At 59.0% G+C, this 12,499-nt stretch carries 12 protein-coding genes; 11 read left to right on the top strand and 1 reads right to left on the bottom strand.

Annotated elements, in window-relative coordinates; all coding sequences use genetic code 11:
* Positions 1 to 28 precede the first annotated feature (28 nt).
* Positions 29 to 1,573: a chromosomal replication initiator protein DnaA gene (dnaA, locus tag AC07XM_RS05460; protein ID WP_016489920.1), complete on the bottom strand. Its 1,545-nt coding sequence runs from the start codon at positions 1,571 to 1,573 to the stop codon at positions 29 to 31.
* A gap of 596 nt (positions 1,574 to 2,169) precedes the next feature.
* Here dnaA and rpmH point away from each other — a divergent pair.
* The 11 genes from rpmH to atpB all read left to right on the top strand — a co-directional run bounded on the left by rpmH (position 2,170) and on the right by atpB (position 12,411).
* Positions 2,170 to 2,304 carry a 50S ribosomal protein L34 gene (gene rpmH, locus AC07XM_RS05455; RefSeq protein ID WP_003253163.1) on the top strand — a complete coding sequence of 45 codons (135 nt, stop codon included), beginning with the start codon at positions 2,170 to 2,172 and terminating at the stop codon, positions 2,302 to 2,304.
* A gap of 13 nt (positions 2,305 to 2,317) precedes the next feature.
* Positions 2,318 to 2,722 carry a ribonuclease P protein component gene (gene rnpA / locus AC07XM_RS05450; protein WP_016489919.1) on the top strand — a complete coding sequence of 135 codons (405 nt, stop codon included), beginning with the start codon at positions 2,318 to 2,320 and terminating at the stop codon, positions 2,720 to 2,722.
* A complete protein-coding gene (yidD, locus tag AC07XM_RS05445) occupies positions 2,715 to 2,960 on the top strand; it encodes a membrane protein insertion efficiency factor YidD (RefSeq protein ID WP_075046823.1) in 246 nt (81 codons plus the stop codon). Before rnpA ends, yidD begins: the two co-directional genes overlap by 8 nt.
* Before the next feature lie 2 nt (positions 2,961 to 2,962).
* Positions 2,963 to 4,645, top strand: coding sequence for a membrane protein insertase YidC (gene yidC, locus AC07XM_RS05440; protein WP_016502301.1), 1,683 nt, complete (start codon positions 2,963 to 2,965; stop codon positions 4,643 to 4,645).
* 88 nt (positions 4,646 to 4,733) lie between these two features.
* Positions 4,734 to 6,104: a tRNA uridine-5-carboxymethylaminomethyl(34) synthesis GTPase MnmE gene (gene mnmE, locus AC07XM_RS05435; protein WP_102689823.1), complete on the top strand. Its 1,371-nt coding sequence runs from the start codon at positions 4,734 to 4,736 to the stop codon at positions 6,102 to 6,104.
* Positions 6,105 to 6,737: 633 nt separating this feature from the next.
* Positions 6,738 to 8,630: a tRNA uridine-5-carboxymethylaminomethyl(34) synthesis enzyme MnmG gene (gene mnmG, locus AC07XM_RS05430; protein ID WP_024717851.1), complete on the top strand. Its 1,893-nt coding sequence runs from the start codon at positions 6,738 to 6,740 to the stop codon at positions 8,628 to 8,630.
* On the top strand, positions 8,627 to 9,277 hold the full coding sequence (gene rsmG / locus AC07XM_RS05425) for a 16S rRNA (guanine(527)-N(7))-methyltransferase RsmG (RefSeq protein ID WP_016489915.1): 651 nt from the start codon (positions 8,627 to 8,629) through the stop codon (positions 9,275 to 9,277). The genes mnmG and rsmG overlap by 4 nt, the downstream gene beginning before the upstream one ends.
* Positions 9,278 to 9,295: 18 nt before the next feature.
* Positions 9,296 to 10,087 carry a ParA family protein gene (locus AC07XM_RS05420; protein WP_016489914.1) on the top strand — a complete coding sequence of 264 codons (792 nt, stop codon included), beginning with the start codon at positions 9,296 to 9,298 and terminating at the stop codon, positions 10,085 to 10,087.
* A gap of 9 nt (positions 10,088 to 10,096) precedes the next feature.
* Entirely contained in the window at positions 10,097 to 10,969 is an 873-nt protein-coding gene (locus AC07XM_RS05415) for a ParB/RepB/Spo0J family partition protein (RefSeq protein ID WP_016489913.1), read from the top strand.
* 148 nt (positions 10,970 to 11,117) lie between these two features.
* Positions 11,118 to 11,525 (top strand): F0F1 ATP synthase subunit I, encoded by a 408-nt coding sequence (locus AC07XM_RS05410; protein WP_008092225.1) that lies wholly within the window; start codon positions 11,118 to 11,120, stop codon positions 11,523 to 11,525.
* Between the two features lie 16 nt (positions 11,526 to 11,541).
* Positions 11,542 to 12,411, top strand: a complete 870-nt coding sequence (atpB, locus tag AC07XM_RS05405; RefSeq protein WP_016489912.1) for a F0F1 ATP synthase subunit A — start codon at positions 11,542 to 11,544, stop codon at positions 12,409 to 12,411.
* Positions 12,412 to 12,499: the final 88 nt, after the last annotated feature.

Here is a 12,499-nt window from a genome sequence, read left to right as displayed (position 1 = left end):
TGCCTTCAATTAGCTGCGCAGACGGCCATCAGGTCGTCAGCGTCCGCAGCAGGTTCTTGTAGTCCTCGCGGATGTCCGCGTCGGATTCCTTCAATTCGTTGATCTTGCGGCAGGCGTGCAGCACGGTCGTGTGGTCGCGACCACCGAACATGTCGCCGATTTCCGGCAGGCTGTGGTTGGTCAGCTCCTTGGACAGGGCCATGGCCACCTGACGTGGACGCGCGACAGAACGCGAACGACGCTTGGACAACAGATCAGAGATCTTGATCTTGTAGTACTCGGCAACGGTGCGCTGAATGTTATCCACACTGACCAGTTTATCTTGCAGCGCCAGCAGGTCTTTCAGCGACTCACGGATCAGCTCGATGGTGATATCGCGGCCCATGAAGTGCGAGTGGGCAATCACCCGCTTCAGCGCACCTTCCAGCTCACGCACGTTCGAGCGAATGCGCTGGGCAATGAAGAACGCCGCATCATGTGGCAGCTCGACCTTGGCCTGGTCGGCCTTCTTCATCAGGATCGCTACGCGAGTCTCCAGCTCTGGAGGCTCGACAGCCACGGTCAGCCCCCAACCAAAGCGCGATTTCAGGCGCTCTTCCAGGCCTTCGATCTCCTTGGGGTAACGGTCAGAGGTAAGGATTACCTGCTGGCCGCCCTCAAGCAGGGCGTTGAAAGTGTGGAAAAACTCTTCCTGCGAGCGCTCTTTGCGGGCAAAGAACTGAATATCGTCGATCAGCAACGCATCCACCGAACGGTAGAAGCGCTTGAATTCGTTGATGGCGTTGAGCTGCAGCGCCTTGACCATGTCTGCAACGAAGCGCTCCGAGTGCAGGTACACGACCTTGGCGTTCGGATTCTTCCTCAGCAGGTGGTTACCCACAGCATGCATAAGGTGGGTTTTACCCAAGCCAACGCCGCCATAAAGGAACAGCGGGTTATAGCCATGCTTGGGGTTATCAGCCACCTGCCAGGCAGCCGCGCGCGCCAACTGGTTCGACTTACCTTCGACGAAGGTGTCGAAGGTGAAGGTGCGGTTCAGGTAGCTGGTGTGCTTGAGCGCACCTTCCACCTGTACGGTGCGCTGTTCGGTCCGGGCATTGGCGGCTGGCGGCGAAACGGGCTCGGCCATGGCATCGAAGCTGTCACGCGAGGACGGCTCTGCCAGTTCATTGACCAGCACAGGCTCGTTGGCCGTTACCGCAACGGGTTCGACCGCTGCCGCTACCGGCACAGGCTTTTGTACCTGGCTCTGCGAGCGGGTCTGCGCCAGCGAAGCGGCCACCGCGGCGCTGACAGGCGCGTTGGGCGCGGCGCGTGGGGCCGAGCTGCGGCGGCTGCCTATTAATAAGGAAAGGGCAGGCGCTATGCCGCTGCCGTTTTCACCCAATAGCTCGAGCAAGCGGCCCAGGTACTTTTCATTGACCCAATCGAGAACGAAACGGTTAGGCGCATAAACGCGCAACTCGTCGCCTTCGGCTTCGACCTGTAGCGGACGGATCCAGGTGTTGAATTGCTGGGCAGGCAGTTCATCGCGCAGAAGCTCCACGCACTGCTGCCAAAGTTCCACTGACACGGATATCCCCTGAGTTTGAAAGCCGGATGAGGCAAAAGCAAACCGCCATTGTACCGGTCGAGCGTTCAGTTATCCACATGTGGACACGTTAGGAACCATGACAAAACAGCCATTTATCGACCAAAAAGGCTTTGCCTCACTGTGCATAAGCTCTGTGGATAAGCGACCATGAGGGCTATGCACAACCCTGGGCTCAAATCTGTTGATAACTCTGCTGTGGATAAGCGGCATTTTAATCCACAGGTTTCGACCACGATGAAAACAAGCGCAGCACGGGATGAGAACAAGGTTTTGAAACTCTGTACAGCTCGTGATTACTGGCCTACAGGATGTTATCCACAGAAGGTTATCCACCTAAGATTTATAAGTTATTCAGAAAAGCTTTTTATATGTCTCTTCTTTTTTTTCATGTTGTCCCCGATTCGTGTGTCCGATCAACCACCCTCTGGAGGATGACCGAGCAGGCACCGTCCATCACACGCCCTATAGGGAATAGCTGGTTGGAAATTGACCTATGGGCTTGCTTTCTCTAGAATCGCCGGTCTCTTAAAAAGGGGGCCATCCCGGCCCGTCGTCGACAAACCAGGTAACACGCCATGAAACGTACTTTCCAACCAAGCACCATCAAGCGCGCCCGCACCCACGGTTTCCGTGCCCGTATGGCTACCAAGAACGGCCGTGCTGTTCTGTCGCGTCGTCGTGCCAAAGGCCGTAAGCGTCTGGCCATTTGATTTTTCGGCACAGGTGGTGAGTCAGGACTTCAGTCGGGAAAAGCGACTGCTTACACCCCGACACTTCAAAGCGGTCTTCGACTCCCCAACCGGCAAGGTTCCAGGGAAAAACCTGCTGATCCTTGCTCGCGAGAACGGTCTCGATCACCCACGTCTAGGCCTGGTGATTGGCAAGAAGAGCGTCAAGCTCGCCGTTCAACGCAACCGCCTCAAGCGCTTGATGCGCGATTCCTTTCGTCTGAACCAGCAATTGCTTGCCGGGTTGGACATCGTGATCGTCGCGCGCAAGGGATTGGGTGAGGTAGAAAACCCGGAATTGCACCAACACTTTGGCAAACTCTGGAAACGCCTGGCACGTAGCCGGCCGACCCCAGCAGTCACCGCCAATTCCGTAGGGGTAGACAGCCAAGATGCGTAAACTGGCGCTCGTTCCGATCCAGTTTTACCGTTACGCCATTAGTCCTCTGATGGCCAGTCACTGTCGTTTTTTCCCCAGTTGCTCCTGTTACGCGTATGAAGCCATCGAAAACCATGGCCTCTGGCGTGGTGGGTGGCTGGCCGTTCGTCGCCTGGGGCGTTGTCATCCGTGGAATGACGGCGGTTTCGACCCCGTTCCCCCCGCTCCTTCCTCCCGAACTTCTTCGATAGCCGAGTAATCATGGATATTAAACGCACGATCCTGATCGCCGCGCTGGCAGTCGTGTCCTACGTCATGGTCCTGAAGTGGAACGATGACTACGGTCAGGCTGCCCTGCCGACTCAGAATACTGCTGCCAGCACTGTTGCTCCGGGTTTGCCTGATGGCGTGCCGGCTGGTAACAACGGCGCCAGCGCCGATGTACCAAGCGCCAACGCCGAATCGAGCCCCGCCGAACTGGCACCGGTTGCACTCAGCAAGGACCTGATCCGAGTCAAGACCGACGTCCTGGAACTGGCTATCGATCCGGTCGGTGGTGACATTGTCCAGTTGAACCTGCCGAAGTACCCGCGCCGTCAAGACCACCCGAACATTCCATTCCAGTTGTTCGACAACGGTGGTGAGCGCGTTTACCTGGCACAAAGCGGCCTGACCGGTGCCAACGGCCCGGATGCCCGCGCCAGCGGCCGTCCGCTGTATGCCGCCGAACAGAAAAGCTACCAGTTGGCCGACGGCCAGGAACAACTGGTGGTCGATCTGAAGTTCAGCGACAACGGTGTCAACTACATCAAGCGCTTCAGCTTCAAGCGCGGTGAGTACGACCTGAACGTCAGCTACCTGATCGACAACCAGAGCGACCAGGCCTGGAGCGGCAACATGTTTGCCCAGCTCAAGCGCGACGCCAGCGGCGATCCGTCCTCGAGCACTGCCACTGGCACTGCCACCTACCTGGGCGCAGCCCTGTGGACAGCTTCCGAGCCTTACAAAAAGGTCTCGATGAAGGACATCGACAAAGGTAGTTTGAAAGAAAATGTGTCCGGCGGCTGGGTTGCCTGGCTGCAGCACTACTTCGTGACCGCCTGGATTCCGGCCAAGTCGGACAACAACGTTGTCCAGACTCGCAAGGACAGCCAGGGCAACTACATCATCGGCTACACCGGCCCAGCCCTCAGCGTCCCTGCTGGTGGCAAGGTCGAAACCAGCGCCATGCTGTACGCCGGCCCGAAGATCCAGTCCAAGCTCAAAGAGTTGTCCCCAGGCCTGGAACTGACCGTCGACTACGGCTTCCTGTGGTTCATCGCCCAGCCGATCTTCTGGCTGCTGCAACATATCCACAGCCTGCTGGGTAACTGGGGCTGGTCGATCATCGTGCTGACCATGCTGATCAAAGGCCTGTTCTTCCCGCTGTCGGCTGCCAGCTACCGCTCTATGGCGCGCATGCGTGCTGTGGCGCCCAAGCTCGCTGCGCTGAAGGAACGCTTCGGTGACGATCGCCAGAAGATGTCCCAGGCGATGATGGAGCTGTACAAGAAAGAGAAGATCAACCCGCTGGGCGGCTGCCTGCCGATCCTGGTACAGATGCCGGTATTCCTGGCCCTCTACTGGGTACTGCTGGAAAGCGTGGAAATGCGCCAGGCCCCATGGATGCTGTGGATTACCGACCTGTCGATCAAGGATCCGTTCTTCATCCTGCCGATCATCATGGGCGCCACCATGTTCATCCAGCAGCGCCTGAACCCGACGCCGCCGGATCCGATGCAGGCCAAGGTGATGAAAATGATGCCGATCATCTTCACCTTCTTCTTCCTGTGGTTCCCGGCTGGTCTGGTGCTGTACTGGGTTGTGAACAACTGCCTGTCGATTTCGCAGCAGTGGTACATCACTCGCCGTATCGAAGCAGCCACCAAAAAAGCTGCTGCTTGACGGGCTAGTACGCTAGCCTGTGAATAAAAAACGCCCCCTAGTGGGGCGTTTTTGCTATCTGTCGTTTTTGTCGTAGAGGCTTTCGAGCATGAACACTGTGCGTGAAACCATCGCCGCCATCGCTACCGCCCAAGGCCGCGGTGGTGTGGGTATTGTCAGGTTGTCCGGCCCTTTGGCTGGCAAGGCCGGGCAGTTGATCACCGGTCGTACGCTGACCCCTCGCCATGCCCATTACGGCCCGTTCCGCGACGATGAAGGGCTGGTGCTTGACGAGGGGATTGCGTTGTTCTTCCCTGGGCCGAACTCGTTCACCGGCGAAGATGTGCTTGAACTGCAGGGCCACGGTGGCCCGGTGGTCCTGGACATGCTGCTGCAGCGCTGTGTACAAGTTGGCTGTCGCCTGGCCCGCCCAGGTGAATTCAGCGAACGCGCGTTCCTCAACGACAAGCTCGACCTGGCCCAGGCCGAAGCCATTGCCGACCTGATCGAGGCCAGCTCCAGTCAGGCGGCACGCAACGCCCTGCGCTCACTGCAAGGGGAATTCTCCAAGCGTGTGCACAGCCTGACCGAGGCGCTGATCGCCCTGCGCATCTACGTCGAGGCAGCAATCGACTTCCCCGAAGAGGAGATCGACTTCCTCGCCGATGGCCACGTCCTGTCGATGCTCGATGCAGTGCGCGGCGAGTTATCCACCGTGCAACGTGAGGCCGGGCAGGGTGCTTTGCTGCGTGACGGCATGACTGTGGTCATCGCCGGGCGGCCGAATGCCGGCAAGTCGAGCCTGCTGAACCAGCTGGCTGGCCGCGAAGCGGCCATTGTCACCGATATCGCCGGCACCACCCGGGACATCCTGCGCGAACATATCCACATCGACGGCATGCCGCTGCACGTGGTCGATACTGCCGGGTTGCGTGACACCGACGATCATGTGGAAAAGATCGGCGTAGAACGCGCCCTGAAGGCCATTGGCGAGGCTGATCGTGTGTTGCTGGTGGTCGACTCCACTGCGCCCGAGGCCAGCGACCCGTTCGCCTTGTGGCCCGAGTTTCTCGCTCAGCGGCCGGACCCGGCCAAGGTCACGCTGATTCGCAACAAAGCCGACCTGAGTGGTGAGCGGGTAGCGCTGGAACAGTGCGATGATGGCCATGTGACCATTACTCTCAGCGCCAAGGGCGACGACACAGGGTTGCAACTGCTACGTGACCATCTGAAGGCCTGCATGGGTTACGAACAGACCTCAGAGAGCGGTTTCAGCGCCCGCAGGCGCCATTTGGATGCTTTGCGCCAGGCCAGCGAGCACCTGGAGCATGGCCGTGCTCAGCTGACATTGGCGGGCGCAGGGGAGCTTCTGGCTGAGGATTTGCGCCAGGCACAGCATGCGCTGGGGGAAATCACAGGAGCATTCAGCTCGGATGACCTGCTGGGGCGGATTTTCTCCAGTTTCTGCATCGGCAAGTAATCCACAGCCCGGCAAGACCAAGCGCCGCTCCTTCGGGAGCGGCTTTTTTTTGCCTGAAATTCGTTGCAGGAGATGACCTCGGCCAAGCGAACGAAGCACTTGTGGGGAGCGCGCATGCCCGTGAAGAGGCCATTACAAGCCTGACCTCTGTGGATATAACCCCCCTTTAGCGGGCTTGCCCGCTCCGCCTTGACCCTCTCTGGTCGCTGGCTCGACAAAATTTTCCTGCTCAGCCTGAAATGTGTACTCAGGAGCCCTGTGGAAAACTCCCCTTCAGCTCAGTTGATAAACAGGCTTTTTTTCTGAGGACAAACCCGCCTGTGGGTAAAAGGCCATTTAATCCACAGGCTAAATGACGTTATCCATAGCCCTCATGGCACTCCAGACACAGGGTTTAATTTCTCTCTACACAGCGATATTCAAGGGATAGAAAGCTTTATCCACAGATATCGTTGTGCATAAGAATAAACATAAAAACAAAGCTTTTATAAATTTCTTCTTGTTGATTTCTGTTGTCTGCCACTCATCCACAGACTGGTCAAAATTTGCTCAGACGGTTTCTTTAAAGGGGGTGAAGTCCCTATACTTGTCGGCTTACCTTCTCTATTCGCAAAAACAGGCACGAGGTGCGTGGTGGATTTCCCTTCCCGTTTTGAAGTGATCGTCATCGGCGGCGGCCATGCCGGTACCGAGGCTGCGCTTGCGTCCGCACGCATGGGTGTGAAAACCCTGCTGCTGACCCATAACGTGGAAACCCTCGGTCACATGAGCTGCAACCCCGCCATCGGCGGTATTGGCAAAAGCCATTTGGTCAAAGAGATCGATGCCCTTGGCGGCGCCATGGCAATGGCTACCGACAAGAGCGGCATCCAGTTCCGCGTTCTGAACAACCGCAAGGGCCCGGCGGTACGTGCCACCCGTGCACAGGCCGACCGCGCCATTTACAAGGCGGTCGTGCGTGAAATCCTGGAAAATCAGCCGAACCTGTGGATATTCCAGCAGTCCTGCGACGACCTGATCGTCGAGCAGGATCAGGTCAAGGGCGTGGTTACCCAGATGGGTTTGCGTTTCTTCGCAGAATCCGTAGTACTGACCACCGGCACCTTCCTGGGCGGGCTTATCCACATTGGCCTGCAAAACCATTCCGGTGGTCGCGCCGGTGATCCGCCTTCGATCGCCCTGGCCCACCGCATGCGTGAACTGCCGCTGCGCGTCGGCCGCCTGAAAACCGGGACGCCGCCACGCATCGATGGCCGCTCGGTGGACTTCTCGGTGATGACCGAACAGCCAGGTGATACGCCGATCCCGGTCATGTCGTTCATGGGCAATGCCCAGATGCACCCACGGCAGGTGAGCTGCTGGATTACCCACACCAATGCGCGTACCCACGAGATCATCGCCTCGAACCTTGACCGCTCGCCGATGTACTCGGGCGTGATCGAAGGCGTCGGCCCGCGCTATTGCCCATCGATCGAAGACAAGATCCACCGCTTCGCCGACAAGGAAAGCCATCAGGTGTTCATCGAGCCGGAAGGCCTGAACACCCATGAGCTGTACCCCAACGGTATTTCCACTTCGCTGCCGTTCGACGTGCAGCTGGAGCTGGTGCGTTCGATCCGCGGCATGGAAAATGCCCACATCGTCCGCCCGGGTTACGCAATCGAGTACGACTACTTCGACCCGCGTGACCTCAAGTACAGCCTCGAGACCAAAGTCATCGGCGGCCTGTTCTTCGCCGGGCAGATCAACGGCACCACCGGTTACGAAGAAGCCGGTGCCCAGGGCCTGCTGGCCGGGACCAACGCCGCATTGCGCGCACAGGGCCGCGACAGCTGGTGCCCGCGCCGCGACGAGGCGTACATCGGTGTGCTGGTCGACGACCTGATCACCCTGGGTACCCAGGAGCCGTACCGCATGTTCACTTCGCGCGCCGAGTACCGCCTGATCCTGCGCGAAGACAACGCCGACCTGCGTCTGACCGAGAAAGGCCGTGAACTGGGCCTGATCGACGACCAGCGCTGGGCCGCTTTCTGCGCCAAGCGTGACGGCATCGAGCGTGAGGAACAGCGCCTGAAGTCGACCTGGGTTCGGCCGAACACCGACCAAGGCCAGGCCATTGTGGATAAGTTCGGCACGCCACTCAGCCACGAGTACAGCCTGCTCAACCTGCTGGCGCGCCCGGAGATCGACTACGCGGGGCTGATCGAGGCGACCGGCGGTGAAGCGATCGATCCACAGGTCGCCGAGCAGGTCGAGATCCGCACCAAGTACGCGGGCTACATCGACCGCCAGCAGGATGAAATCGCTCGCTTGCGCGCCAGTGAAGACACCCGTCTGCCTGTGGATATCGACTATTCGACGATTTCTGGCTTGTCCAAAGAGATCCAGGGCAAGCTTGGCCAGACCCGCCCGGAAACCCTGGGCCAGGCTTCGCGCATTCCCGGCGTGACCCCGGCGGCGATTTCCCTGTTGCTGATTTACTTGAAAAAACGCGGCGCTGGCCGCGAATTGGAGCAAAGCGCTTGAGTTCCCTGGTCACCCCGCAACACGCTGAAGAGTTGTCCACAGGTGCGCGCCAGCTTGGTGTAGAGCTGAGCGCAGAGCATCACGAGAAATTGCTCGGCTACCTGGCCCTGTTGATCAAATGGAACAAAGCCTACAACCTCACTGCTGTGCGCGACCCGGACGAGATGGTGTCGCGCCATCTGCTCGACAGCCTGAGCGTCATGCCGTTTATCCACAGCGAGTGTCAAAACTGGCTGGATGTCGGCAGCGGCGGTGGCATGCCGGGTATCCCGTTGGCTATCCTGCATCCGCACAAGCGCGTGACGGTGTTGGACGCCAACGGCAAGAAGACCCGCTTCCTCACCCAGGTGAAAATGGAACTCAAACTGGACAACCTCACGGTTATCCACAGCAGGGTCGAAGCCTTTCAGCCGGCTCAGCCGTTCGACGGAATCATCTCCCGCGCCTTCAGCAGCATGGAGAACTTCACCAACTGGACCCGCCATCTGGGCGACACCGGGACGCAATGGCTTGCAATGAAGGGGCTGCATCCTGCCGATGAACTGGTAGCATTGCCCGCAGACTTCACAGTGGAAAGCGAACAGGCCCTGACCGTTCCGGGTTGCCAGGGCCAGCGCCATCTGCTGATACTGCGCCGCAAGGCATGACTGGGAACACGCGCATCAATGGCTAAGGTATTCGCAATCGCGAACCAGAAAGGTGGTGTAGGCAAGACCACCACCTGTATCAATCTCGCCGCCTCGCTGGCCGCGACCAAGCGTCGTGTCCTGCTGATCGACCTCGATCCGCAGGGCAACGCCACCATGGGCAGCGGCGTGGACAAGCACGAGCTCGAGCACTCGGTCTACGACCTGCTGATCGGGGAGTGCGACCTGGCTCAGGCCATGCATTACTCCGAGCACGGCGGGTTCCAGTTGCTGCCGGCCAACCGCGACCTGACCGCCGCCGAGGTGGTGCTGCTGGAAATGCAGGTCAAGGAAAGCCGTCTGCGTAACGCCCTGGCGCCAATCCGCGAGAACTACGACTTCATCCTCATCGACTGCCCGCCGTCGCTGTCGATGCTCACGTTAAACGCCCTGGTCGCTTCCGATGGCGTGATCATCCCCATGCAGTGCGAGTACTACGCACTGGAAGGTCTTAGCGACCTTGTGGATAACATCAAGCGCATCGCCGCCCGGTTGAATCCGGAGCTGAAGATCGAGGGCCTGTTGCGGACCATGTACGATCCTCGCCTGAGCCTGAACAACGATGTTTCGGCGCAGCTGAAAGAACACTTTGGCCCGCAGCTGTACGACACGGTCATTCCGCGCAACATTCGCCTGGCCGAGGCCCCCAGCTTTGGCATGCCGGCCCTGGCTTACGACAAGCAATCGCGCGGCGCGCTGGCTTACCTGGCCCTGGCGGGGGAACTGGTTCGCCGTCAACGCCGTCAATCACGCACTGCACAAACAACTTAAGGAATCCGTATGGCCGTCAAGAAACGGGGTCTCGGACGTGGGTTGGATGCACTGCTCAGTGGTCCTTCCGTCAGCGCGCTCGAAGAGCAGGCTGTGAAGATCGACCAGAAAGAACTGCAACACCTGCCGGTCGAGCTGATTCAGCGTGGCAAGTACCAGCCACGTCGGGACATGGATCCGCAGGCGCTGGAAGAACTCGCGCACTCGATTCGCAGCCATGGCGTGATGCAACCGATCGTGGTCCGCCCGATTGGCGACAACCGCTATGAGATCATCGCCGGTGAGCGCCGCTGGCGCGCGACCCAGCAGGCTGGCCTGGACACGATTCCGGCCATGGTCCGCGAAGTGCCCGATGAAGCCGCCATTGCCATGGCGCTGATCGAGAACATCCAGCGCGAAGACCTCAACCCGTTGGAAGAGGCCATGGCCCTGCAGCGTCTGCAGCAGGAATTCGAACTTACCCAGCAACAGGTGGCTGATGCCGTTGGCAAGTCGCGGGTAACCGTGGCCAACCTGCTGCGCCTGATCACCTTGCCTGAGGCGATCAAGACCATGCTCGCCCACGGCGACCTGGAGATGGGGCACGCACGCGCATTGCTCGGCCTGGACGAGAATCGTCAGGAGGAGGGGGCGCGTCATGTTGTCGCACGTGGCCTCACTGTGCGCCAAACCGAGGCACTGGTTCGTCAGTGGCTCAGTGACAAGCCTGATCCGGTCGAACCGAGCAAACCTGATCCGGATATCGCACGCCTTGAACAGCGGCTCGCAGAGCGCCTGGGCTCGGCCGTTCAGATCCGTCATGGCAACAAGGGCAAGGGGCAGTTGGTTATTCGTTACAACTCGCTTGACGAGTTGCAAGGCGTGCTTGCTCACATCCGCTGAAACAATTCCTGTTGTAGCGCGCAGTCGGAAATCACTACGAAGAGTTGAATAGGGGTTAATCCACCCCTATACTCTGCGCGCATTTTGTCGGCACAAATTATGCCAAGTCATAGCTGACTTGTTGGTCGACTTCCGAGGAGCAGTTGTGATGGAAATCCGCACGCCAAACCGCCTGCCTTTCCATCGCTGGGCGGTTTTTCCGGTACTGCTGGCTCAATTCGTCGTACTGCTGCTGGCAACCCTGGTGTTGTGGCAGTGGAAAGGGGCGGTCAGTGGATATTCAGGCCTTTGCGGAGGTTTGATTGCGTGGCTGCCCAATGTGTATTTCGCCTGGAAGGCTTTTCGCTTCAGCGGAGCTCGGGCAGCACAAGCCATCGTCAAGTCGTTTTACGCTGGCGAGGCAGGCAAGATGATTTTGACGGCAGTGCTTTTTGCACTGACCTTCGCAGGAGTGAAGCCACTGGCGCCGTTAGCAGTATTCGGCGTCTTCGTGTTGACCCTTTTGGTCAGCTGGTTCGCGCCCCTGCTGATGAATAAAAGACTTTCGAGACCTTAGGGCGTTTGAGGCAACCATGGCAGCAGAAACCGCTTCGGGCTATATCCAGCACCACTTGCAGAACCTGACCTACGGTCAACTACCAGACGGCAGCTGGGGCTTTGCCCATTCGGCTGCAGAAGCCAAGGCAATGGGCTTCTGGGCGTTCCACCTGGACACCCTGGGTTGGTCCGTCGCGCTGGGTCTGATCTTCCTGTTCATTTTCCGCATGGCGGCAAAGAAGGCGACTTCCGGCCAGCCTGGCGGTCTGCAGAACTTCGTGGAAGTGATGGTCGATTTCGTCAACGGCAGCGTGAAGGACTCCTTCCACGGCCGTAGCCCGGTAATCGCACCGCTGGCGCTGACCATCTTCGTCTGGGTATTCCTGATGAACGCCGTCGACCTGGTACCGGTCGACTGGATTCCTCAGCTGGCCATCCTGATCTCCGGTGATCCGCACATTCCGTTCCGCGCCGTGTCGACCACCGACCCGAACGCGACCCTGGCCATGGCCTTCAGCGTGTTTGCCCTGATCATCTTCTACAGCATCAAGGTCAAGGGCCTGGGCGGCTTCATCGGTGAGCTGACCCTGCACCCGTTCGGCAGCAAGAACATCTTCGTGCAGATCCTGCTGATTCCGGTCAACTTCCTGCTGGAATTCGTCACCCTGATCGCCAAGCCGATCTCGCTGGCACTGCGTCTGTTCGGCAACATGTATGCCGGCGAACTGGTGTTCATCCTGATCGCTGTGATGTTCGGCTCCGGCCTGCTGTGGCTCAGCGGCCTGGGTGTGGTGCTGCAATGGGCGTGGGCTGTGTTCCACATCCTGATCATCACCCTGCAAGCTTTCATCTTCATGATGCTGACCATCGTCTACCTGTCGATGGCGCACGAAGATAACCATTAAGACCGCCTGGCGTGTCTGATAGCCTTCCCCGCCCGTTCGGGGGGAGGGCTTAAAAAGTCCGCAAGGGCATGCTGTACCAAACGATTTG

This window comes from Pseudomonas sp. GW460-LB5 (assembly GCF_059423245.1).
This window is presented reverse-complemented; position numbering and strand designations above follow the sequence as displayed.